The sequence below is a fragment of the Paenibacillus oceani genome, from assembly GCF_014705615.1.
Classification (GTDB): Bacteria; Bacillota; Bacilli; order Paenibacillales; family NBRC-103111; genus Paenibacillus_AB; species Paenibacillus_AB oceani.
Genome location: NZ_JACXJA010000030.1, coordinates 17,949 through 41,682 on the forward strand (window position 1 = coordinate 17,949; position 23,734 = coordinate 41,682).

At 54.4% G+C, this 23,734-nt stretch carries 24 protein-coding genes and 1 pseudogene; 13 read left to right on the forward strand and 12 right to left on the reverse strand.

The features are described 5' to 3' along the window. Positions 1 to 109 precede the first annotated feature (109 nt). From IDH45_RS21130 to IDH45_RS21145, 4 genes are all read left to right on the forward strand, one after another. Positions 110 to 1,306 (forward strand): sensor histidine kinase, encoded by a 1,197-nt coding sequence (locus tag IDH45_RS21130; protein WP_190930124.1) that lies wholly within the window; start codon positions 110 to 112, stop codon positions 1,304 to 1,306. Positions 1,307 to 1,374: 68 nt separating this feature from the next. Continuing rightward, complete coding sequence (locus tag IDH45_RS21135; protein WP_190930125.1) at positions 1,375 to 2,055, forward strand: response regulator transcription factor; 681 nt, start codon at positions 1,375 to 1,377, stop codon at positions 2,053 to 2,055. Positions 2,056 to 2,152: 97 nt separating this feature from the next. Beyond that, on the forward strand, positions 2,153 to 4,504 hold the full coding sequence (locus tag IDH45_RS21140) for a helix-turn-helix domain-containing protein (protein WP_190930126.1): 2,352 nt from the start codon (positions 2,153 to 2,155) through the stop codon (positions 4,502 to 4,504). Positions 4,505 to 4,640: 136 nt separating this feature from the next. Beyond that, on the forward strand, positions 4,641 to 6,254 hold the full coding sequence (locus IDH45_RS21145; protein ID WP_190930127.1) for an extracellular solute-binding protein: 1,614 nt from the start codon (positions 4,641 to 4,643) through the stop codon (positions 6,252 to 6,254). A 188-nt stretch (positions 6,255 to 6,442) separates the two neighbouring features. Here IDH45_RS21145 and IDH45_RS21150 read toward each other — a convergent pair whose 3' ends face one another. Continuing rightward, on the reverse strand, positions 6,443 to 6,724 hold the full coding sequence (locus IDH45_RS21150) for a hypothetical protein (protein ID WP_190930128.1): 282 nt from the start codon (positions 6,722 to 6,724) through the stop codon (positions 6,443 to 6,445). A 159-nt stretch (positions 6,725 to 6,883) separates the two neighbouring features. Between IDH45_RS21150 and IDH45_RS21155 the strand changes: the two genes are divergently transcribed. The 3 genes from IDH45_RS21155 to IDH45_RS21165 all read left to right on the forward strand — a co-directional run bounded on the left by IDH45_RS21155 (position 6,884) and on the right by IDH45_RS21165 (position 7,800). Then, the gene (locus tag IDH45_RS21155; protein ID WP_190930129.1) at positions 6,884 to 7,117 is read left to right on the forward strand and encodes a helix-turn-helix domain-containing protein; all 234 of its coding nucleotides are present in this window, start codon (positions 6,884 to 6,886) and stop codon (positions 7,115 to 7,117) included. Beyond that, positions 7,114 to 7,524, forward strand: a complete 411-nt coding sequence (locus tag IDH45_RS21160) for a GNAT family N-acetyltransferase (RefSeq protein WP_190930130.1) — start codon at positions 7,114 to 7,116, stop codon at positions 7,522 to 7,524. Before IDH45_RS21155 ends, IDH45_RS21160 begins: the two co-directional genes overlap by 4 nt. Positions 7,525 to 7,593: 69 nt before the next feature. Further along, entirely contained in the window at positions 7,594 to 7,800 is a 207-nt protein-coding gene (locus IDH45_RS21165; RefSeq protein WP_223836848.1) for a DUF4177 domain-containing protein, read from the forward strand. 123 nt (positions 7,801 to 7,923) lie between these two features. Here IDH45_RS21165 and IDH45_RS21170 read toward each other — a convergent pair whose 3' ends face one another. The 5 genes and pseudogenes from IDH45_RS21170 to IDH45_RS21190 form a co-directional block, all read right to left on the reverse strand. Beyond that, positions 7,924 to 8,433: a DUF1572 family protein gene (locus IDH45_RS21170; RefSeq protein WP_190930131.1), complete on the reverse strand. Its 510-nt coding sequence runs from the start codon at positions 8,431 to 8,433 to the stop codon at positions 7,924 to 7,926. A gap of 134 nt (positions 8,434 to 8,567) precedes the next feature. Further along, positions 8,568 to 9,323 (reverse strand): hypothetical protein, encoded by a 756-nt coding sequence (locus IDH45_RS21175; protein ID WP_190930132.1) that lies wholly within the window; start codon positions 9,321 to 9,323, stop codon positions 8,568 to 8,570. A gap of 181 nt (positions 9,324 to 9,504) precedes the next feature. Continuing rightward, positions 9,505 to 9,900: pseudogene (locus IDH45_RS21180) on the reverse strand (glutathione peroxidase); the annotation flags it as partial. A 151-nt stretch (positions 9,901 to 10,051) separates the two neighbouring features. Further along, positions 10,052 to 11,293: a CynX/NimT family MFS transporter gene (locus IDH45_RS21185; RefSeq protein ID WP_190930134.1), complete on the reverse strand. Its 1,242-nt coding sequence runs from the start codon at positions 11,291 to 11,293 to the stop codon at positions 10,052 to 10,054. 191 nt (positions 11,294 to 11,484) lie between these two features. Next, positions 11,485 to 12,054: a helix-turn-helix domain-containing protein gene (locus IDH45_RS21190; protein ID WP_190930135.1), complete on the reverse strand. Its 570-nt coding sequence runs from the start codon at positions 12,052 to 12,054 to the stop codon at positions 11,485 to 11,487. Positions 12,055 to 12,303: 249 nt separating this feature from the next. On the opposite strand from IDH45_RS21190, the gene IDH45_RS21195 reads away from it, so the two are divergent. The 3 genes from IDH45_RS21195 to IDH45_RS21205 are packed head-to-tail and all read left to right on the forward strand — an operon-like array spanning position 12,304 to position 15,819. After that, a complete protein-coding gene (locus tag IDH45_RS21195) occupies positions 12,304 to 13,266 on the forward strand; it encodes an AAA family ATPase (protein ID WP_190930136.1) in 963 nt (320 codons plus the stop codon). A 7-nt stretch (positions 13,267 to 13,273) separates the two neighbouring features. Further along, positions 13,274 to 14,488, forward strand: a complete 1,215-nt coding sequence (locus IDH45_RS21200) for a DUF58 domain-containing protein (RefSeq protein WP_190930137.1) — start codon at positions 13,274 to 13,276, stop codon at positions 14,486 to 14,488. A gap of 5 nt (positions 14,489 to 14,493) precedes the next feature. Further along, positions 14,494 to 15,819, forward strand: coding sequence for a DUF4129 domain-containing protein (locus IDH45_RS21205; RefSeq protein WP_190930138.1), 1,326 nt, complete (start codon positions 14,494 to 14,496; stop codon positions 15,817 to 15,819). A gap of 293 nt (positions 15,820 to 16,112) precedes the next feature. Here the strand turns inward: IDH45_RS21205 and IDH45_RS21210 are convergent, their stop codons facing one another. The 5 genes from IDH45_RS21210 to IDH45_RS21230 form a co-directional block, all read right to left on the reverse strand. Continuing rightward, positions 16,113 to 16,472 (reverse strand): MmcQ/YjbR family DNA-binding protein, encoded by a 360-nt coding sequence (locus tag IDH45_RS21210; RefSeq protein WP_190930139.1) that lies wholly within the window; start codon positions 16,470 to 16,472, stop codon positions 16,113 to 16,115. 61 nt (positions 16,473 to 16,533) lie between these two features. Next, positions 16,534 to 16,791 carry a hypothetical protein gene (locus tag IDH45_RS21215; protein WP_190930140.1) on the reverse strand — a complete coding sequence of 86 codons (258 nt, stop codon included), beginning with the start codon at positions 16,789 to 16,791 and terminating at the stop codon, positions 16,534 to 16,536. A gap of 58 nt (positions 16,792 to 16,849) precedes the next feature. Further along, on the reverse strand, positions 16,850 to 18,052 hold the full coding sequence (locus IDH45_RS21220; RefSeq protein ID WP_190930141.1) for a class I SAM-dependent methyltransferase: 1,203 nt from the start codon (positions 18,050 to 18,052) through the stop codon (positions 16,850 to 16,852). Between the two features lie 83 nt (positions 18,053 to 18,135). After that, a complete protein-coding gene (locus tag IDH45_RS21225) occupies positions 18,136 to 19,251 on the reverse strand; it encodes a DUF4871 domain-containing protein (protein WP_190930142.1) in 1,116 nt (371 codons plus the stop codon). Further along, entirely contained in the window at positions 19,248 to 19,790 is a 543-nt protein-coding gene (locus IDH45_RS21230) for an RNA polymerase sigma factor (protein ID WP_223836849.1), read from the reverse strand. Before IDH45_RS21230 ends, IDH45_RS21225 begins: the two co-directional genes overlap by 4 nt. Before the next feature lie 152 nt (positions 19,791 to 19,942). Here IDH45_RS21230 and IDH45_RS21235 point away from each other — a divergent pair, with 152 nt between their 5' ends. The 3 genes from IDH45_RS21235 to IDH45_RS21245 all read left to right on the forward strand — a co-directional run bounded on the left by IDH45_RS21235 (position 19,943) and on the right by IDH45_RS21245 (position 22,944). Beyond that, positions 19,943 to 20,899, forward strand: coding sequence for a S66 peptidase family protein (locus IDH45_RS21235; protein WP_190930143.1), 957 nt, complete (start codon positions 19,943 to 19,945; stop codon positions 20,897 to 20,899). A gap of 61 nt (positions 20,900 to 20,960) precedes the next feature. After that, positions 20,961 to 21,794 carry a M23 family metallopeptidase gene (locus tag IDH45_RS21240; RefSeq protein WP_190930144.1) on the forward strand — a complete coding sequence of 278 codons (834 nt, stop codon included), beginning with the start codon at positions 20,961 to 20,963 and terminating at the stop codon, positions 21,792 to 21,794. Positions 21,795 to 22,098: 304 nt separating this feature from the next. Next, positions 22,099 to 22,944 (forward strand): helix-turn-helix transcriptional regulator, encoded by an 846-nt coding sequence (locus tag IDH45_RS21245; protein WP_190930145.1) that lies wholly within the window; start codon positions 22,099 to 22,101, stop codon positions 22,942 to 22,944. Positions 22,945 to 23,050: 106 nt separating this feature from the next. On the opposite strand, the gene IDH45_RS21250 is transcribed toward IDH45_RS21245, so the two are convergent. Then, complete coding sequence (locus IDH45_RS21250) at positions 23,051 to 23,656, reverse strand: histidine phosphatase family protein (protein WP_190930146.1); 606 nt, start codon at positions 23,654 to 23,656, stop codon at positions 23,051 to 23,053. Positions 23,657 to 23,734: the final 78 nt, after the last annotated feature.

The window sequence follows — 23,734 nt, forward strand, 5'->3', positions numbered from 1 at the left end:
TTCCTAATCGGTTACAATACAAGGGAACGTAAGACCGTGCAGGCACACACAACGGATGACCCGCCGAGCGGCGCAGGGAATAGAGGACTGCAGTTAGGAGCTACCCGGGATGATGGTGGAACGGAAACCGTGGCATTGGATCGAATGGATGCTTTTTATCGTATACACGTTATGGATTGCGCTTGGGATGGCTTATTTGTTTTTCAAGCCGGACATTTTCGGAGACATCCCCTTTTTCACGATGTTCGGGCTGCTGCTCGCCTCCTATTCGGTTCCGCTTGTTTTCTGGCGGCCCGGGTATACGAATAAACCGGGGTTTGCAGCCGCGGTATTTCTAACGAGCGGATTTATGCAGTTTTACCTGGTCGCCAAGGTGGGACAGGACACGAGCCTGATTCTGATCCCTACTTTGCTCGTCGGCTTTTTGTCGAACCGCAAATTGCTGCCGTTCACGGGCGTGCTCTTCGTTATGTGTTTCCCGTTAATGATCGGGGTGCTGATTCACGATAATCACTTCATCTCCTTTCTGGAGCGGCTGATCGATTTCGCCATGCTGTTCGGAATCGGCGTAGCGCTTCAACGGATGCTTACTTCCAATATGCAATTACAAAAGGTGCTCGACGAAAACGCCACGTTATACGAGCTGATCCGCGAACAAAATAAAGTGCTCGAGCAGTATGCGAGCCAGATCGAACATATTACGCTGCTCGAGGAACGCAACCGGCTGGCCGTCGAGCTTCACGATACGGTCGGGCATACGTACACCTCCGTCATCATGGGCATGGACGCCGTGTCGTATCTGATGGAGGCGGCGCCGGAGAAAGCCAAGGAGAAGCTCGACGTGCTGCGTGACGTAACCCGCAGCGGGCTGGACGAGATCCGCCGGAGCATCCATCAGATATCGCCCAATGAAGACGACGAGACCGTCTCGCAGCGCCTGTCCCGGCTCGCCCGGGAGTTTGGCACCCACACGGGAACGCGTGTCGTCTTCCGGACCCAGGGAGTCGAAGCGAACGTTCCGAAGCAGACCCGGCTGACGCTTGTCCGTTGTCTGCAGGAATCGCTCACCAACGCCAAACGGCACGGCATGGCCCAGTCGATTCAGATCTCCCTGCTGTTCGAGCCTCACCAGCTGTTGCTTGAAGTGCAGGATGACGGCAAGGGGAACGAAGGTCTGCACCGGGGATTCGGACTCCGCGGCATGGAGGAAAGATTGTCCGCCCTGCAGGGCACGCTGCAGATCGACTCGCGGGAAGGCGAGGGCACGACCGTTATATGCAAAGTTCCGCTGGCGGCGGGGCCTTGACTGACGGCCGGGCGCGCGCCTGCCCATGATAGATAGCCCAATCCAACCTAAAAGGAGAGCGATGATGGATGAACGATAAAGAAATCAAGCTGATGCTTGTCGACGATCAGGACCTGATCCGGGAAAGCTTGCATATCGTGCTCGATATGGACCCGGATATCGAGGTCGTCGGCATGGCGGAGAACGGCCGGGCCGCTCTGGAGCGCATCGAGACCGTCCGCCCCAACGTCGTGCTCATGGACGTGCGCATGCCGGAGATGGACGGCGTCCGGGCGACCCGCGAGCTGAAAACCCGCTGGCCGGATATCCGCGTCATTATTTTGACGACGTTCCAGGAGATCGATTATGTCGTAGAAGCGCTGGGAGCCGGGGCTGAAGGGTATCTGCTCAAAGCGATTCATCCGAAGGAGCTCGCGGAAGGCATCAAATGGGTGCACCGCGGAGGGACGCTGATTCCCCAGGATATCGCCAAGATGCTCGTATCCCGGCTGCAGTCCAGCGGATCGGCCGATCCGTCGTGCGAAGCGGACGACCGCGGACGCGATACGCCGGGAAGCTACGGGCTGAGCGACCGGGAGCTGCAGGTGCTGCAGTGCGTATCGGATGGGCTGTCGAACCGGGAGATCGCCGAGAAGCTGTATTTGTCGGAAGGAACGGTCAAAAACTACATCTCCAGCATTTATTCCAAGATGGACGTACGCGACCGTGTGCAAGCCGCACGCAAAGCTCACGATGAAGGCATCGTGTAATCTGTAGAGCAGCAGGTTCGTGCGTAGGCGGTACCAGCTGTGCACAACGTGCGCAGCGAAGCTTTTTCATGGTATGATGAGGTCCGGAGGGGACATCATGAACATTTCTCAAAGCTATCGTTCGCGAAAATATTTGTTTACGATTTTGCTGTCCGTATCGGTGCTGCTTATCGTCGTCTTGATCGGCGCAACCGTAACTTTGTATGCGAATACCGAGAAAACGGTACTCCGTATCCAGCAGAGCGCCAACGAGAAAATGTTGTCTCAGACCGTGTACAGTGTGGACTCGGCGAACGAGCTGGTGAAAAACGCAGCCATATCCGCCTATTTCGATCCGGATGTTAATAGTTTGATGAATGACGACATTACCCAAACGTACATGTTGTATCAGCATATTGGAGGACTGGAGCGGGTCGCCAAGTCGTTCCCGTTCCTGCACTCCGTCGCTGTCTACAATTCTGTAAACGGCTGTTACTACTCCTATGCGCCAAATGCGATCCTGCCCTGCACAACGGAAGGCATTAACGGCACGATCGACCAATACCGAAAAGCCAATCCCGACATTCCCAAGCTGAAGCTCATTCCGGTATCCACCCGCCCGACTCCGGACGGCCAAAGCGAGATCGACTTTTTCTCCTATTTCTTATTCGGGTCCAAAGCTTCTCCGGACGGGACGTACAGCGCCGTCATCGTGAATGTGAAGCCGGACTGGCTGTTCGCCCAGCTCGAAGCGATCAGCAAGCTGAACGGCAGCGGCAGCGGCCGGCTGCTGCTCATGAACGGCGACGGTTACATGTACGATCCGGAAGCGAAGCGATGGACGACGGGCGACGGTCTCAGCCATGCCGTCCGGGAACGCATGAGCCAAACGGGGACAACGGCCAATCTGTTCGTCAGCGGCAGCGGCAGCAGCAAATCGATCGTCTCCTACATGGCCTCGAAAGCGAACGACTGGTCTGTCGTCAGCCTACAGCCTTACGATCAAGTATTCCGGGATATTTTACGAATGCGGTGGATCTCGTTTTCCTTGATCGGCTTATTCCTCTTGCTCTCCCTGGCCGGTTCGGTGCTGATTTCCTTCAAGCTGTACCGTCCGATCGAGATGCTGCTGCGGACGATACGCGGCCAGCTCCGCGAGACGGCCCCGGGGCCTGAAGGCCGGAAGGACGAGTGGGCGTATATATCCGGCGCGTTCCAGACGGCGATCGGGAAAATGCAGGCATTAGTGTCGGAGCAGCACGCACAAGGACGAATCGTCCAGACGTATTTGTTCAAAAAGTGGATTACCGACAGCGGAAGCTTGTCTCCGCTTGATATTATCGAAATCGAGGAACAGCTGGACTTCCGGCTCGGGGAGCGCTCCAAGCTTCTGGCGGTGCAGCTTGTATTCGACAATTACCGTGAATTCGCAGGGCATGTCGAGGAGCGCGACCGAAGCGCCTACAAGTTTGCCGTAAGCAACATCGCCGGCGAGATGCTGTCCTCCCTGCACCGCACGGTTGTCATCGACATGAGCCACGACCATCTGGTCGCCCTGATCCGGCTGGACGATCCGGAGGCGAGCTGGACCGCTCCGCTGCTGGCCAAACTCGGCGAGATCCAGGATACGGTGCAACGGTATTATCATATTTCCTTAACCGCGGCGGTAAGCTCCACCTGCGATCAATATCGCGACGTCAGCCGGTTGTACGGACAGACGATCGAGCTGGCCAAGTACAAGCTCATTTTCGGCCGCCGGGCCGTCATCACCCCCGAATCAGTGGAGCCGAATCGGCTCGCCGGTCAATACGAGCCTTCCCCCGCACTCGAGAAGAAGCTGGCCGAGGCGCTCAAGTCGGGCAGCCGGGAGACGGCGTCCGCCTGTATCGACGAATGGTTCGGGACGATCCGCCGGCTGCATAGCGATCATATGATGTACGGACTATTCCATCTGTCCGCCGTCCTGAGCCGGACATTCGGGGAAATGAACGCAAGCCGGGTGCAGCAGCTCCCCTACGATTCGCAGCAGGCTGTTCAGCGGCTTGTCGCTGCGGAATCACTAGACGAAGCGAAGCGATACGTGCTGGACGCGATCGGCGAAGCGTTGAAGAGCAGCAAAGCGACCGCTGCCGAGCTGACTCACCGGCTGATGATCGATACCGTCAAAGAAATGGTAGACACCCGTTATGCAGACCCGGCCTTCTGCCTTCAGCAGGTCGCCACCGCCGTAAGAATGTCGCCCGCTCATGCAAGCAAGCTGTTTAAGCTGCAGGTGGGATTGTCGATTCCGGAATACATTACCGAGGTGCGGCTTCATCATGCGTTGCGTCTGCTCGTCCAGGAGGAATATAGCGTCAACACCGTTATGGAGAAAGTCGGCTTCGACAACCAAAGCTATTTCTTCCGTCTGTTCAAGAAAAAGTTCGGCACTACGCCGAAGGAATACCGGATGAAAAACGTACTGTACTAACGGTTTTTTCCGATCGTGTACAGTAAATCGGCAAAAGTACAGTGCTTCCGGCCACCGTTTCGACGAAAGTACAGTTTGCAAGCGTTTCCTCATATGGCATGCTGGGTTCGTACACAACTAACAAGGAGGGTCCAGCTTGAAACCGAAATCCCGAACATGGAAGCCGCTCACTATTCCGCTTGCCGGAAGCTTGGCGCTGTCGCTCGCGCTCGCGGGCTGCGGCGGACAACCGGCGGACAATTCGAACGGCGCAGGCGGTACGCCCGCCGCCCAGCAGCCGGCAGGCAGCACGAAGGAGAAACTGACGCTGAACTGGTTCGTCACGAGCGAGCCGAATACGAATTTGCAGAAAGACGACTTCGTGCTGAAGACCATTCAGGAGAAGTTTAATGTCGAGCTGAAGCTGCAGCATATGTCGCCTGGTACCGATTACGACAGCAAGATCAACGTCACCCTGGCCGGAGGCGATGCTCCGGACATGTTCTTCGCGACCGGCACCGCTTCGCAGAAGTTCGCCAAGGACGGCCTGCTCGCGGACTTGACTCCGTTCGTCAACCCCCAGACGATGCCGAACTACTTCAAGTACTGGTTCGAAGAGAAAAACCTGAAGGCATATGCGGTGGAAAACGGCTTCTTCCGGGCTCCTTATCCGTACGCGACCCGGGCTTACCGTTCGTATTATGTGCGCAAGGACTGGCTTGACAAGCTGAATCTGAAAGTGCCGCAAACATACGACGAGATGATGAACGTGATGCGCGCGTTTACATTTAACGATCCGGACGGCAACGGCAAGAAGGATACGTACGGCTTCTCGGCCGCAGGCAACGGAAGGCAGCTCTCCTACGATTTCCCGCAATGGATCAAAAACGGACTGATCGGCGGCTTTATGCTGGAAGGCGACCAGTTCGTCGATACGCAGTCGGATATCCGGCTGGCGAAAGTATTCGACGAGGTCGTCGAGATGATGAAGGAAGGGATCGTCGACCCGGACTGGTTCCTGAACAAAGGGACGCAGCATATCGACAAGGCGGTTCAGGGCAAGGTCGGTATTATTTTGTCCGACGAGAAGTTTGCGCTCGACAGTCTGGCGACCAGCTATTCCAATAAAACGAAATCGATTAATCCGAACGCCGACTGGGTTCCGTTCCACCCGTTTAAAGATACGGGCATCTGGACCGAAAACGTGCCGGGCTCTCCGTTCCTGTTCCCAAGCTCAGTGGCGGCCAAAGCTCCGGAGAAAGTCAAGCGCAGCGTCGAGATCCTCGATTACTTGGCCAGTCCGGAAGGCTTCCTGCTGACCCACTACGGCCTGGAAGGCAAGCATTACACGAAAAACGGCGATACGATCACGCTGAACAAAGCCGCCATCAAATCGGATATTATCGATAAGGGCGATTTCCTGAATATCTGGAATTTCTTCACACGCGTTAACGAGCCGGAGCGTGTCGGCTTGACCGTCGTCGACCCGGATATGACCGACCGGGACCGTCAAATTTTGCAGACGATCAAGTCTTACAAGTACATTCCATCGATCCAGATCAGCGCGGCGCCACCGGCCGGAGTTAATATCGGCGACTTCCGCACGAAGCTGTATGAATATCATGCCAAGCTGCTGTTCGAAGAAAAATCAGGCGCCAACTGGCCCAAATACCGCGAAGAAATCATGACCAAATATCGCGGCAAGGAAACGTTCGACTTCTACGCCAAGCAAGTCAGCGAGGCGCTGGGCAAAACGTACGTGTTCAAATAAATCAAAATCGGTTGCGTTTCAGCTGTTGCACGGCTATCCCATACCCCATGCTGCGGCGCTCTAACCTCCTTCCGGATCAACCGGCAGGAGGTTTTTGCTGCTCTGCGTTTATTATTCGTATAGAATCCTTTACAATGGATAACAACGATAGAAGCCAATGAACTCAGGCATTCATTGGCTTCAAAAGATTAACTCCCCTGCTCGATTGGAGAGATTGAGGGGCTTGGATTCGTCCGGCCAGCGGCAATCGCCTTTTCAAAACGCACAAACAACAGCTCTGTCCGAAGCTCATTGCTAATATCGTTAATCGCCGTCATAATATCTTCCGCCGTGTTGACATCGCAGCTTTGACCGTGCTTATAGGTGTGATCCATACAAACTTGCAAGTAAGCGTCGGCTGTCCGAATTTGCTGCAACAGTCTTGTTTCTTTTTCGTTCAGCTTTTGGCATGCGCTTTGTACCGATTCCATTTGCTTGCCTCCATGAATCTTGTATTGCCAGGTAATTCCGTGACGCCGTAACGTTACACTTTCATTATATGACGTTGTAGCGTTACAATCAACTGTTTTTTTGAAGAATTTAATCTGAATGTCTATATATCGTATTTGTGGCCTGAAAGGTGGAGTAAGATGAAAATTAGACTGAGATTGCAAGAAATATTAGATGAGCGAAATATGTCACAGCGACAGTTGGCCGTTATGACGAATATGAGGCCAGGAACGATCAACCATTTGTGCCGGGGGACCACGGACCGGATCTACCTTAGTACTCTGGAAGAAATCTGCAGAGCACTAGGCATCCATATTCACCAGCTTATCGAACAAGTGGATGATGAAGTGGACTCTGAAAGGGATCTCCGATGAACATCACCTATAACCAATTCCTCATTAGCGACGATAAAAGCTTGCTGCAGCTCGACGCGATCTGCGGCTTTCTAGGCCGAAGCTACTGGGCCGACCGCTGGAGCCGGGAAACCATTGCCAAATCGATCGAAAACTCGCTCTGCTACGGGATTTACGACGGCGGGAAGCAGATCGGATTTGCAAGGGTCGTCACCGATTATGCTACCATGTACTGGCTGTGCGACGTGTACGTCGATGAAACCTACCGCGGAACCGGCATCGGCAAAAAATTGATCGAAAGCATCACATCTTCGGACGAACTGGGCGGGTTGTCGGGCATATTAGGTACGAAAGACGCACACGGTTTGTACGAGCAGTACGGCTTTGTCCGCATCCCCGACCGATTTATGAGGAAATTCCCGGGCTGATCCGTATTTTACTTATACGGACTGGGGAGCCTCCTCTCCGATCCGGCAGCCGGAATTTACGAGAAAGGAATGGATCAGATGGAACAGTGGGAGTACAAAACATGGAAGTACAAGACAGGCGGATTTCTCGGAGGTAAAATAGACGGGGAAGAGTTCGACGCCCAACTGAACCAGTTCGGCAAAGAAGGATGGGAGCTTGTTTCCTGCTTCGATACTAGTGTGTACCAAGGGCAATCGAGAGATATTGTCGTCGTATTTAAAAGAAGACGGCGGTAGAAGTCTTACAGGTTAGTCAAGGCAACGTCCATACAAAGGCCCCCTCTCCCGGCTGTTATGTTCGAGCCGTAGCTGTTGGGGGACCTTTTGTTTTAGTTGGATATGGTTAAACGGCTGGATCATTTAGTCGTATTTCCACACCAGGGGACCCTTCCTCATTTTGGCTATGTAGTTGATTTGCCCAATATGATAATTAATCTCCCTAACCATCTGGACCATCAAGTTTAGTGCTGTCGTCTCGTTATTTAGCGCGCTGTAAGTCAGCGGCGGTTTATCCAGAAAAGGCTGCGACAATAACAGTTCGGGATGCGTTTCCAAGTGCTCTAGGTAATAAATGATAAGATCGAGCGCCTCACCGGCCATTGTTTTCGTTTGATCCTTTGACAGCCGGAGATTTCGTTCGAATTCTTGGTCTCTGTTCCTCGTATCGGGTATTGGGTGCAGTAAAATTTCGATTCTCGAATGTGCGGTGCCTCTGATATGGGCGATCAGATTCGCTATGCTGTTGCTCTCCTCGGTCGGAGACCACGCGATATCGTCCTCGTCCAGCTGATCGATGGCTTGAAGAAGCCATTTCTTATCGGCTTTAAACTTGGTTAGCGTGCTTTCAATAAATGCGCTCGAGATATCCAAAGGATACTCCCACCCCTCTTTACTAAAGTTCTCATTTATAGCTTACCAAACGTATGTTCTCTAGTAAAGATACAGTAAGCCTCAACAAACTTAACGTCTTCCATTGATACCCACAGCACCTGTTACTAACTTTTCTAAATTGTAATTCTGAAAAGTTCCAGGTTACAGCCCATCGCCCTGTTAATCCCGACTGATTGTTCTTCATCGCTACCCAGCACTTTATAGCTGACTTTATCCGGACGCTTAAGTTTAATAAAATAATTTCCCGAAGGTACTTCTAACCCATCTAGTCCCGTATGATCCCAGCTAACCTCTGCGTAAAATCCGAAATTACCTGGAATGACTCCAGAAAGTGGGGGCAATGGACGACTATAGACTACTTGGCCAGCTTCATCCGTAATTTCGAACGTTAACTCTATAGGTTCGACCGTAATATTTTCATTCATAAGGCTATGTACTCTCATTTTAAAGTTGCGTGTATCTCCCAAACTTTCTGAATTAGTAGGCATGATATAAAAAGGCATCGGGAAGCTTCTGCAAAAATCTTGGCTTTTGGGAAATACGTCCTCCGTTCTTACCAAATTCCATTGAATCGGAGCCACCCCTTGATAAATATCAATTTTATGAACCCCATTCGTTGCTTCCGATGCCGGCTCGTATCCGACTGACGCTCCCATCGCTTCAGAAAACAGTCTTAATGGGACATAAGCCTTGCCTTTATAATTAATCACGCCGCCGTCTTCAGTAACATCCATCGTTTTAGCCTCATTGCCGTTGTGGACCGTAACCATGCTTGGAAATAAAGTGCCTTGGATTGTTGAAGAGGAAACTGCGGCTGTTAGAAGTGTCAGCGTAACCCCGCATAATAAGCCAATCATCCATTTTTTCATTACTACTCGCTCTCCTTATTTCAGTTTCTTCCACTATTCTGCTAGTGTGCTATCTCTCATGTTTATATAGTAAACACACCCACAACAAAATAAGTTGCAATCCACAGAACAAGGAGATCTGCCAATTCTAATTCAGCAGCTTTTTCTATTTGGCAGAATACACGCTATGTCATTGAGTCCACAGAAAATCGCGCATCCACAGCCCGCTAGATGTCTCAGCATCAAACCCTTGAAAGGGGGCTTGTTTCGTTACATATTGGAATAAAGGATGAGCGGACGGTCCCCTTACCTCCACCTTTTCAAAAAGCGGAAACGTTACTCCGAAGCTCCCCTCGCAATAGTGCTGCACTTCCAGGTTGCTGCCGGGCTCCTTTCCCTTAAACTGGTTGCAAGAAAATCCGAGTATTTCAAAGCCTCGCTTCACGTAAGCTTCATATAACTTTTGAAGATCGGCGAATTGACGCGAGTAACCGCACCTGCTGGCCGTGTTCACGATCAGTAGAACTTTCCCGCGATAATGAGACAATGAAACAGGCTTTCCCTCTATCGAGTTCACCTGAAAATCGTAAATGGACATCCGGCCCTCTCCTCCTAGCGAAATATAATACATTCATCATAGGAGCACGGACCTCTATTGGTCTAATATATAATCGTAATAGTTTTTATAGGGTAAACCAATAAAAGGACGACAATCGACTTTTATACTCGTCAGAGTCTCCTCTAACCAATTAAGCCGAACCCACATACCGATCTCTCGCCGCACCTAACCCGAATCCCCCGAGCAACACCGCTATGCCGACTAAAGTTACAAGCGGAACCTTCCAGCCGTTGGTAATGTCGTGCAACAATCCGAAAAGGGTCGGACCGCCGGCGGCGAGCAAGTACCCGACAGATTGAGCCATACCGGACAGAGCCGCAGCTTGACGGGCATTTTGGGTACGCAGTCCAAAAAACATCATGGATAAACCGAAGGCAAAACCTCCCCCGATGCCGAGCACGACGATCCATACCACCATCCAACCCGGATTTCCTGCAAGTAACCCGCTCGTACCGCTAATAAGCAAAATCGCCATAATAATGACCAGGGAACGTTGACTGGACAAGCGGCCGGCTACGATCGGAACTATAAATGTGAACGGAAGCAGTGCTAATTGCATAATGGACAGATACCAGCCCGATTGATTTGCACTTACACCTTGCTGTACCAAAAGTTCGGGCAGCCATGCGATCAGTACATAAAAGAGCGTCGATTGCAAACCCATAAACAACGTGACCTGCCAGGCCAGCGCGGAGCGCCATACGTTCACGGCACCGCCGTCCGATTGATTCGAGACAGCGGCCGAACCCGCATGGCGGCGCCGTTTCATATAAGGCAGCCAGCATATAAGGGACACGATGCTCAGCAGTCCCCATACGCCCAGCGCCCCTTGCCATCCGAGTCCCAGTCCGACTGCGACCGGAACGCTTATGCCGGAAGCGATCGCTCCGAATAAGTTCATGGAGATGGAGTACATCCCCGTCATAAGGCCGATTCGTTTGGGAAACTCCCGCTTGATCAGGCTGGGCAGCAAAACGTTGCATACGGAAATAGCCAGTCCCAGCACGGCCGTCCCGATAAATAATGCGGCAACTCCTGACAAAGAACGCAACGTAATACCGGCCGTTAAGCCCAGAATAGATAGAAAGATAAGAAGCTCCACTCCGATTTTATGTCCCAATCTCGGCACAAACGGTGAAAACAGCGCAAAAGCCAGCAGCGGCACCGTAGTAATCAAACCGGCCGATGTATTCGAAATATGCAAATGGTCTTTGATAAGACCGACTAAAGGCCCCACCGAAGTTAGGGGAGCCCGCAAATTGACGGCAATACAAACGATCGCCGCCACAATGACCCAAGCTGCGGATACACGGGCGTTTGAAGATTGTTGATGATGCGGAGGCTCCTTTAGCCGATTATCTGCTGATCGCATAAAATATCCTCCTGATCTTTCAAGTAAAATGGTATATTATAATATATTATAATTTATATACGGTACACTATAATATAAATGACTGAGCTTGTCTAACTATATTTTTCCCCAAAACGAAATACCCCCTATCCACCGGGGATAGAGGGACACTTCATGTCGCAGCGCAGGCTCGACCTGAAACGCCGCATGTTCTAGCCCCCATACTTTAACAAAATATGGAGGACGACGACTTCATCGGACTGATTGATATAAGAATGCGTGGTGTCTGCGCAAAAACGGATAGAATCGTATTGATGTAATAGGTGTGACTCCTGACCGACACGAATCGTGACCGTTCCCGACATGACGGTAACGATCTCCGTTGTACGGGGGTGATGTTTTTCCGGATCGTAGGAGCTATTCGGCTGGAGATAGGCTCGGCACATTTCCATTTCATCACTGGCCTGATGGAAGATCGGTTCGATCACCCACGTCTTCTCTTCCCCGGCGATTCTTAACCCTTTCCCGGCTCTGGACACATTCACTCCGCTTTCTGCCGAAAATAAGGCCATGAGCGGGATCGCCAAGCTTTTTGAAATTTTCCACAACATGCCGATGGTCGGATTCGTTTCCCCGCGCTCAATATTGCCCAGCGTGAGCTTGCTCACTCCCGATAAAACCGCTACATCATCAAGACTGAGCTGCTTCTCTTTGCGAAGTCTCTTCAGCACGGCTCCTACCTGCAGCACCACTTGTTTCGGATCTTCAGATTCTATAGGCATACTCTCTCTCCCCTTCAGTCATGCAATGGAAGCTGCAAAGTAAAAAGTATATTATAGTTAGCTTTTTATCAATTATACTTCACTGAAGAAGAGCAAATAAACCCGGCTCCCCCGTTATGCGTCTCTTCGATTCCTCAATGTAACGGGCGGTCTGCTCTTACCTGTGGATTTCCTCCATAATCGGCATAGGCTCTATCCCGCTATTATGGTATGGTGAAGGTAGACTAGATAAAGGAGTGTGCCCTTCAGATGCTACTGACCGACATTCGCCGAATGGCGCAAAACGTGAAGCAGAATATAAACAAAGTCATCGTCGGCAAGGAAGACGTCGTCGACCAGCTGCTGATCGCCTTGATCGCCTCCGGCCATGTGCTGCTCGAAGATGTCCCCGGAACCGGCAAAACGCTGCTGGCCAAAGCGATGGCCAAATCGCTGCACTGCACCTGCAAGCGCATTCAGTTTACGCCCGATCTGCTTCCTTCCGATCTTAGCGGCATTAACTACTATAACCAGAAAGCAAGCGAGTTCCAGTTCCGTCCGGGTCCGGTATTTACGAATATTTTGCTGGCCGATGAAATCAACCGGGCTACACCGCGCACTCAATCCAGCCTGCTCGAATGTATGGAGGAGCGGCAGGTGAGCATCGACGGGGAGACCCGCACGCTGGACCGCCCGTTCATGGTAATCGCCACACAAAATCCGGTCGAAAACCAGGGGACGTTCCCGCTTCCCGAAGCCCAGCTCGACCGGTTTCTGCTGAAGGTCCGCATGGGGTATCCGTCCCGGGAGCAGGGCGTTGATATTTTGAAGCGGTTCAAGCAGGACAATCCGCTCGACTCGCTCGAAAGCGTCGCCGACGCCCGCGAGCTGACGGCCGCTCAGCTCGCTTATTCGCAGGTCGCCGTCCACGACGATCTGCTCGATTATATGATGCACATCGTCGAACGGACGCGCAGCCACCCCGATATCGCCCTTGGCGTCAGCCCCCGAGGCAGCCAGTCGCTGCTGAAGGCGGTGCAGGTGCACGCGATCCTGCAAGACCGGGATTACGTCCTGCCCGACGATATTAAGGCGATGGCGAAGCCTGTGCTGGCCCACAGACTGCTGCTAAGACACGCTATTCGGTTAAAGGAAAATGCGGCCGACGCGATCATCGACCAGCTGCTGCGGGACACGCCGGTTCCGTCCGAGACGCTGGCGCGCAACGGGTAGTGCGGCCATGAGTGTACATTGGCTGCTGATCATAACTGCCTTGATCGTGTTCGCGCAAGGCAAGGCGTACCAATGGTGGGGCTTTCGCCATGTCAGCTACAAGCGGTATTTCGACGTCCCTGCCTGTTTTCAAGGCGACGAGGTACAGCTTGTCGAGGTGATCGCCAACCGCAAGGCGATGCCGATGCCCTGGCTCCGGCTGGAATCGCTTATGCATGCAGGGCTTCGCTTCCAGAACCAGTCCAATCTGGACATCTCCAGCGGAGAACTGTTTCAGAACCATAAAAGCTTGTTCAGTCTCATGCCTTATACGCGAATCACGCGAAAACATAAGGTGCTCTGCCTGAAGCGCGGCTGCTACGACCTGCAAACCGCGACAATGACCAGCGGAGATTTGCTCGGGGTATTCGTCTCGTACCAGACGCTGTACTTCGATAAACAAACGCGGCTGCTCGTCTATCCCGAGCCGATCCCGCTCGAAGACATCCCGCTGCCTTCCCACAGCTGGCAGGGCGATATTTCCGTGCGGCGCTGGGTCGTCGACGATCCGTTCCGGATCGCCGGGGTACGCGAGTACCGGTACGGGGACACGATGAACACGATCAATTGGAGCGCCACGGCCCGCACCGGCCGTCTGCAGGTGCATCAGCGCGACTATACAGCCGACCACCGGATCATGATCTACCTGAATTTCGAGATTACCGAAACGATGTGGGGCGCGGTTACCGAGCCCGAACGGATCGAGAAAGGGATCTCGTATGCGGCCGCACTCGCCGAGATGTGTATCGGCCGGGGCATCGACACCGGATTCGGCTGCAACGGCTGCGTAATCGATCAGCCCAAGGAACCGGTCCGCATTCCTCCGTCGGGAGGAGACGCTCACCTGACCGGTCTGTACGAGACGATGGCCATGCTGCTGATCGAGCGAACGACCGGCTTCGCGGAATTTATCGAGTACGATCTGCTTCAGGGCACATCGAATACGGACTTTATCGTAATCACTTCTTATATTAGCGAAAACATGGAGCGGCAGTTCGAACGTCTACGCTACAACGGCAACGCCGTACAAGTCGTGATGCTGGAGGAAGGTCCCTCCCGGCAAGCCGGCAGCGGGCAGCAAGCCGGACAAGATTCGTCCGCCGGCTCCGGTCCGTCCCCCGGCAGCACTGCGGCCGCACCGGCGGCACCGGCCTCGGAGCCGGCTCATACGAAAGGGGCTTGAGTGCGATGCGGCATCTGAAAAACCTGACTCTCGCCTGGCTCCAAGGGCTGGCCGAGCTGCTGCTTTATTTCCCGGTATTCGCCGCCATATATGTGATCGTGCCGCGTTTCGCCCTCTCTGTACCGGAATGGCTGGCTGTCATCTCCGTTATGTATGCGCTCGGCTATGCCTTCCACTATATGCTTCGGTCGGTATGGCAGTTGCTGGCGTGGATCGGCTCCGTGGCGGTTCCCGCCGCATGCGCCTGGCAGATCGGCGGTTCGCCGCTGATGATCGCCGTCAGCTTCCTAAGTTTCGCCGCTGCCTGGATTCGCGGCAGACAGAACCGGCTCCGCGGCTGGGACCGCTCGTTCAGCACCGGCGTCTGGTGGATCGGAATGATCGGTTATTTTATCGCTTCGTTCGTCTATCCGCGCCTTGACGAAACCGCCCCGTTCTCGCCCTGGATCACGGGCTTCGGCATCGTTGCGCTGGCTCTTACGCTGTACCGGACGAACAGCTCCACGCTCGACAAAGAATCCCAGAGCCGGGAAGGCGCACCGATTGCTGGCGAGACGAGATGGCGCAACCGTGCGCTGCTGTTCGGATTGTTCGCCCTGATCCTGCTTCTCGCGTCTTTCCGGACGCTCGCCGCGGCTGCCGCCCAGGCGGGGGCGGCGCTGTTCGGAGGAGCTATCGCCCTTCTGCTTCGGCTGCTTAATATGCTCCGCCCGGAAGAGACCGAACGGTCGAACCCGCCGCAGCAACCGCTTGATCCCAGCCAGTTGTTCGGCGAATCCGAGCCTTCCGCTCTCGCCCTTTTCCTGCAGAAGGTGATGTACATCGTCGTGGCGCTGATCATGCTGGCGGCCGCCATCTGGCTTCTGTATCTCCTCGTCAAACACGGAAAGCGGTGGCTTCATCGGTTTATGGGGTGGTACGGGGAACGTCTGGAAAGCTCCGACACCGGCTACGTCGACGAGAAGCAGTCGCTTCTGGATAGTAAAGAGTGGGCGCGCGAACGCGCCGATGCATGGAAGCGCCGGTTCACCGGCTGGTTCGGCAAGGAACCCGGCTGGGACGATCTGAAGGACAACCGCGAGCGGGTTCGCCATGCTTTCAAGCGTCTCCTCCTCGGCCGGATCGCCGGAGGGTATAAGCATCACGATGCGCGGACCCCTCGCGAGACCGGACGCGAACTCATCCGGCGCAGCCCGCTGCGCCCGGACGAAGAAACCGCGCTGCGTCTGTATGAGGAGGTCCGATATGGCGGCAAAGACGTAAACGACGAGCAGGCTGCTGAAGTCAAGACGCTGTTCGGAGCCGGAAGCCGGAACAAGCCGCGTAAATGACTCGGCGGCGGTTCGGTTCATCCGTCCCCAGTACAAATCAAATCCCCCTCCGTCACCACGTGTGGCTGCGAAGGGGGATTCGTTAATGAGTCTACAGGTTAAGTTCGTTACTGCCATAAAACAGTGCCTTACCAAGTCAAGCCACCGCATCTGGTACAAGGGTCATTCGTCTTGGAAAAAGGCTTCGTTCAGAAGCTTGTCTTAGCGGGCGGAACAGGGTGATGTTCAGGTTCAGGTGGCGTTTGTTCCGGAATGCCTCTCCGATTCGAAAAGGTTGGGGCCATGCTGGCCGCCTATGGCCGGCTCCGGTCCTGATCGTACTGAGCTACAAGCTTTTTGGGCGCGGTCAGCCGCCAAGCCCGTTCCACCTGCTCCCGCAGCTCGTCCGCCCCTACTGCTGACAGACGCACCAAAATGTACGGATACCCTTTATAATGATCGGTTATATAATAAATGTCGGGGTAAGCTTGAAGCAGGAAGTCTTGCGTTTCAAAATCCGTTTTGAGAACAAGCGTCTCTCCGTCCTCGCGAATTCTTGAGAAGAACTTTCCCCGGACGCGCAATGAAGCCGTTCCGTAGGTGGTCCCTTCCTCTACCTCCGGCAATCGCAGCGCAATTGTCCGAACACGATCGAATAAAGCCGGAGCGGACATCCTCCACCCCTCCCCTCTTGCGAAATCCCGCTGTTCAATCGGCCGCCCCGCACTTCCGCGGTTATCCGTTCGAATGCGACGATTTGCGGAAAATGAGCAGATGCAGCAGCGCCGCAGCAATGGACAAGCCGGCGCAGTACATGTTCACCTCTTGCGGACTTAGCGTCTTCCACCATACGACCACCTGAACCAGCTGGCCCGTCGGGGTCAGCACCAGCCACAAAAATAAACATGCTGCGATCAGCAGCGGCTGAAACAATTTGGACCACGTCCAAGTCCGTCTCTTCATCTCCGTGCCGTTCGTTGGTTTTGTTTCCACTCCATATCCTCCTAACGAGCCAATATCCAGGCGCACATTAGGCTCTCCCGTTATATTCCTATTGTTCTCTCTCTGTTTCATTCGTAAACTGCGGGCCGAGCAGATCCGACAGCGCCCGTTCCAAATAAGGAGAAATGCCGAGCGACTGCGCATAAGCCCGATAAGCCGCCGTTCCCGCCGGATCGGGCGTTCCTGCCGCGTCGCCTTCCTTCACGGCCCGGATGAGCAAATTTTTGGGCGTATGCTCCATATCGATAAATTCCAGCACCTGCGTCCGGTAGCCGACCAGCTCGAGCAGTTGCGCACGCGCCGCGTCGGTGACCAGCGAGGCGAACCGTTCCTTCAGGATGCCGTGCTTCAGCAGCGGCGCCAGCGCTTCGTTCCGCACTTGGCCGAACAACTCGTGCTGGCAGCACGGGACGGATAGGATGACGCTGGCCCCCCAGCGGACCGCCTTCTCCAGGGCGGCGTCGGTAGCCGTATCGCACGCGTGCAGCGTCACGACCATGTCGACCTCTTCGAACCCTTCATACCGGCTTATATCGCCGACCAGGAACCGGAGCCGGTCATAGCCGAGCCTTGCAGCCAGCTCGCTGCAATGACGGATGACGTCCTCCTTCAGATCAAGGCCGACAACTTGAAGATCCAGCTTGCGGATTTCATCGAGGTAGTGATACAAAGCGAACGTCAGATACGACTTGCCGCAGCCGAAATCGACGATCCGCACCGTCCGGCCTTGCGGCAAATGCTCCGCCACGTCGTCGATCATCTCGAGAAACCGGTTAATTTGCCGGAACTTGTCGTACTTCGCCGCAAGCACTTTGCCTTGGGCGTTCATAACGCCAAGCTCGACCAGAAAAGGAACCGGCGTCCCTTCCTCCAGCACGTAGCGCTTCTTCCGGTTATGTGACAGTTCCGCTTCAGGCTTGGTCGCCTTTTTCTTTAGAATGGCGGCTTCGCCCTTTTTGTTTAGCAAAATATGATAGTCCGCCTCGCTAGTCTGCAGCAGCGCCTGCTTGTAGTGAGCGCGCAGCAACTGCTCCGCCCGGCCGGCCGCCTGATCGGCCGCCACGTTCTCGTGCAGCACCTTCGTTCCGACATAAAGAGCAAACTGGTAGTGAAGCTTGCCTTTGAGCAGCACCGGCTTGATCTTTATTTTGTCGGCCGGAGCGCCTGCCCCTTTCTTCGGTCCGCTGAGCACCGCTTGTGTCCACGAACCGGCTTCCGCTGACCCCCGCAGAATTTCCGTTAACGCATCCATAGGTTCCCCCTGCTAGTTTCCATTCCTAAGGAAGCTATTCGCTTCGGGAACCATTATACTGCAAAAAGGGTACGGAAAGGAAATCAGGGCGCCCCGCTCCCGCCGGCTGCCGCCTTCACCTCGACGACGACACTGCCGTGCAGCCGGTCTCCAATGAACGCCATAAGGCGCCACAAGCCCGGTTCCGGCAGCGACATCATCGTAGGCGCTGCAGCATCCGCTCCGTTCAGCGGGGTACCGGCAGATTCACCTTCGAACACGTCTACGACCCGGTTCGAATCTTTGTGAACGGCAATAATCCGAAGCTTGCCTTCGAGTTCGGATTCGTTCCCCCAGAAGTGCCACATGTACTTGTTCGCTTTGCCTGCCGTAAAGCCAAGGTCAATAAAGCCCAGCTTTCCCTTCACTCCGTGCAGGTCGTACGCGCCGCTTCGGAACGTCGGACTCACCTGCCAAGGCGCGTCGGGCACATCGAACACGACATCGGCATACGGCTCTCCGTCCATATATACGACGAATGACCATACTCCTTTTACGGGCAGATCAAACCGTGTAGAGATACGGGTAAAATCCTTGTAAGCCTTCCCCGCCTCCGATACATTCATCTCCGCCAGTTCCGTTATTCGGATTCCGGTTTCGCGATTCACCCCCTCGATGCGAATCGTGCGATCCTTCAGCTGGTCGAACGGCGTATAGAAGTTCCACCAGCTGCCGGCAGGCGTTCCGGCGGCATAATCTCCACCCGGAAACACCTCCAATACTTTGACGTTATTTACGGTATAAAGGTTTCTCGTTTTCCTGTTATTGCCATTATTTTCACGAGGCGTTCCTCTTCCCTCCGGGTTACTGCCGACTCCTCCTTGAATCGTTCGATCTTGTCCCGTATAGATCGGAGACCATTCCACCGTGCGCATCAGCACGAGCGCCAGCAACACGCCGGCAACCGTTACGGCTGCCGCCAGAGCCAGCGGATTGCGGCGCCGGAGGTACCCGCGTTCCCGTTCCAACCGCACCCGGCCGAGCACCTGCTCCTTTTGCTGCGCGTTCAGCCCTTCCCCGAAGTAAGGCGTCCGCTTCAGCCCCGCGTACCAAGCCGGCTTCGTCTCTGCCGCCCGCCTCCGTTCCTTCTCCCGTTCCTTCATGCCCCTCTGCTTCTGCCGATTGCCTTCGTGACGATCCTCGCTGTTGTTGCCTGTCATCGCGGCTCCTCCTCCTTCAGCTTCCGTTCCACCTTCGCCCTTGCGCGATGCAGGCGGGACTTTACCGTTCCTTCCGACAAATCAAGCAGCTCCGCAATCTCGTTGTTGGACAGCTCGTAATGCGCATCCAGAACCAGAACCTCCCGGTATTTCGCCGGCAGGCCGAGCACCGTTTCCCATAAACTTCGCTCCGCCTGCCGGTCCATCATAACCGACTCCGCGGAACGGGAAGTGCCTTGCGGGGAAAACAATCCGAACAGCGTCACCTTGCGGACGAACGCGGAGCGCAAATAATTAATCGCCGTCCGGCGTGTAATGCCGAGCAGCCAAGTTTTGACCGAGCATTCTCCCCGGAACGCGAATCGATGACGGTACGCTTTCCAGAACACGTCCTGCGTAATATCGTCCGCCGCATCCCGCCGCTTCGTCATGAAACAGGCGTACCTCCATACGTCGTCCCCGTACGCCTCCATCCAATCCTGGATTAGCGACTCGAGATCGCCGCTTTGGATCACATGCCGCACCTCTTCGTGGCTCAAACCGGAATCACCTCACCCATATAGACAACGCATCCCGCTCAAAGTTCCAACCGGTGCGAAATTTTTGCCGAGCGGCCCAACGTTCTGTCTGCAACTGGTCGATCATACGCTTATTAAATGATAGCGAGTTCGACATACTGGGGGACTGGGTTATGGCAATCAGGCCGCCGATCTTGAGAGCGGGCGATACGATCGGCATCGTGACGCTCGGAAGCCCGCTCGCGGCAAGCGTCATCGACAGCAGAATCGAAACGCTGCAAAGCCTCGGGTTTCAAATTGCGATGGGCAGGCATGTGTACGACGCCGACGGCTTCCTGGCCGGAACGGACCGCGAGAGAGCGGACGATCTGATGGCGATGTTTCTGGACCCGAAGGTGCGGATGATTTTGCCGACCCGGGGCGGGGTTGGCGTCGCCGGAATTTTGCCTTATCTCGATTTTCGGGCGATCGCGGATCATCCGAAAATTTTATCCGGTTACAGCGATATTACGGTGTTGTCCAACGCTTTATATCAATTTTCCAATCTGATCGGGTTTCAGAGCTTGATGCTGATTAATTTCAGCACGAGTACGCCCGCTTATAACTACAATCAGTTTTTCACGGCCACCTCTACCGTAACGTCCCCGAGACTCATCGAGAATCCGCCCGGAATGCCGCTCGCGAGCCTCGTCCCCGGCAATGTGACAGGCCCGATCGTCGGAGGCAATCTGACTTCTTTTACCGACACGCTCGGTACGCCCTATGAATTCGATACGCTAGGCAAAATATTGGTGCTGGAGGAAACAGCCGAGCCGATCAATAAAGTATACCGGATGCTCAACCGGCTGAAGCTGGCCGGGAAATTGGACGACTGCATCGGTATCGTCATGGGACAATGCACCGATTGTACCGCCGCCTATGGGGTCACTTACCTGGACTTGATCCGGGAAGTGCTCGTCCCGCTCGGCAAACCGCTGATGACGAATCTCGCGACGGCTCACGGGACGTACAAAGCCGCGATTCCGCTAGGCGCACGGGCGAATTTGAACACGGCGGCCAATACGTTTACGATCCTCGAGCCGACCGTCTCCATAGAGGCGCAAGGACCTGCTGCCAATACTTTCTACTAAAAATGAGCTGCCGTTTCCTTTAAGATGGTACTAATCCGTCAAAAGGAGTTGAACAGCCAAGATGAAATCCAAAATCGGCGTATTATCCGGCATCGTGCTGGGACTATCGCTATTCGGTTCCTCGGTTCAGGCAGCCACGCACACCGTACAGCCGGGCGATACGCTGTGGAAGGTTGCAACCGCTCACAACATCACGATCCAGCAGCTGACGAGTCTGAACCCTTCAACCGGAGAGATGCTGTACCCGGGTCAAACGCTTCAAGTACCGGATGATGCGAATGCGTATACCGTCCGGACGGGGGACACGTTCTGGAAAATCGCCGCAGCCTACGGATTACCGACCTTAACTCTCATTCGCGCCAATCCTCATATATCGAATCCGGACATGCTGAATATCGGAGACAAGCTCCGTATTCCTGCTGCGCCCTCCGCCTATCTGAACGGGTATTTCCCGCTAAGGGCCGGTACGTACACTCCGTATGTAAACAATTATGCCGAGGTGCGCACCTGGTCGCCGTCAGGCGAGGAAATCCGACCGCATGAGGGCGTCGATATTTTCGCAGACAAAGGCACGCCCGTCTATGCAGCCGCAGACGGCACGATTATCAATTACGGCTGGAACCAGTACGGCGGCTGGCGCCTGACGGTACGGACCGACGATTCCACCGCGTTTTATTATGCGCACCTCTCCGGTTATGCCGAAGGGATGGGCAAAGGCGGCACAGTCAAGAAAGGCCAGCTGATCGGCTACGTCGGCAGCACCGGATACGGTCCGGAAGGAACCGAAGGAAAGTTCCTCCCTCATCTGCATTTCGGAATCTATAAAACCAACGTCTCGCCATGGAAAACGGTGGACCCTAATCCGTATTTGACCTGGTGGGAACTGCAGCGGTAATTGCTTCTTGCTGCTTGGGGATAACGAAGTGTGCCTTGCGATGAGCTTCGCGGCTGATGTTATGGTGTAATACACGGTTATTTTCTCTACTATTTTTAAAATGTGTACTTAAATTTCCGAATCGACTACCGATTTGTTACATTTTCCCCTCGTTCGGGGAAGAGCGCAGCTCCCTGCTCCCTGGTCACGTATAACACTCTATTGTTATGGCCTAATGGACAAGTTAAAATAAGACTAGGTTGCATTCCCGGATGATAACACAATATTGCTTTACCACCCTACTGAACAGGAGAGGTCTTGACAGATGAGGCGCCAGTACAATCTGCCTACTTTAGCGGAACCGCCGTTTTTTTGTTTGCCGGAATCGGTCGGCTGGTATTCAGACTGGCCGGAACACCTGGTGAACCGCAGCTATGGGGCGCTCGACAATTTCAGCATCCACTTGATCACGGCAGGCAAAGGAACGGTCGAGCTGGATGGCGATTCGATCACGCTTCAGCCCGGAGACGCCTTCCTCTACTTCCCGCTTATGCAGCAGCGGTATTATTCGAGCCAGGACGAGCCGTGGGACGTACGCTGGGTACATTTCTACGGCGGGCCGAAGCTGGTTGAATATATGACCGAGCACGGCTTCCGGCGCACGACGCTGTGGACGGTCAAATCGTGGAAGGAGCTGCTACCGCTCTTTCATGCGCTGCTTGAGGAAGCGGAGACGCATTCGTTCCTGCATCTGGCTACACTGTCCTCGATGACGTATACGATTTTGACGGAGTTTATGAGCCGGGCGGAGCCTTTTACCGGCGGCAAGCCCGCCGACACGTCAGACCGGCTGGCCCGGCTGCTGCCGGCGATCCGCAGCCGTGCCAGCGAGCCGTTCGTCCTGGAGGAATGGGCGGAGAAGGCCGGCGTCAGCACGTATTACTTTTGCAAGCTGTTCCGTAAAACGATGCAGATGACGCCACTCGACTTCGTCACCCTATGCCGGCTCCAGCACGCCAAGCAACTGCTGCTCGAACGCAGCGACTGGCCGGTGAAACAGGTCGCGCTGGAGGTCGGCTACACGAATCCGAGCTACTTCAACAAACGGTTTATGGAGCAGGAGAAGATGACACCGCTCGAATACCGGCGCATCCGGCTGGGGCGGGACTAGCGCGCTCCGCTTGTTGGAGCCGCTTGCACGGCTGGTTCTTGGCGCAGGCGGCTCTGCCGAGCTCCTTTCAAACACTGTGTCCACTGGGGGTGCCGGTATTGTCAGTTTAACCCATGTTGCTGGAACCGCCGCTAAGAGTAGAGTCCCCCCACAATCTGTTTACCTGCACCAGCTTCTGATCGTCAAATTCCAATCGGTATACATCCGGCTTAGAGGTTTGAAGCAGAAAATTGAAGTCGTACCGAGGGTCATAAAACGCCATCATTAGCGTCATGACGGCTCCGTGGGTGCCGACCGCTATTTTCTGTCCCAGGTAGAGCTGTAATAATTTTTTCAAAACCGATATAGCCCGGGTCTGACACTCCGCATTAGACTCCCCGCCCTCTAAGGAAAAATTCGGATCGGCAAACGACTTTTCCACCAAAGGGAACAGTTCCGCATCCGGCATTCGGCTGTCTTTGTTCCGAAAAATTCTTTCTTTGAGGTCTTCAAAAACTATGATTTTTTGCCGGGAGTGCCGGGCTAACTCCTGCAAAGTTAAGATTGCCCGCCGGTACGGACTTGAAACGAAAACCCCGATCCCCTCGTCTTTTAATAATTCCGTTATTCGATCCGCATCCGCCGTTCCTTTCTCCGTCAGCCCTCTTGTTCTTTCGGTTCCTTCCGTCTTCGGCGATTCACCGTGCCTGACCATGTAAATGAACGTGTTCATCGTGTCCCCCTCATATGTCCGGGTCAATAAATGACGCCTCGGGATAGCGCCTTACCACAACAATAAGGCCCGACCGGA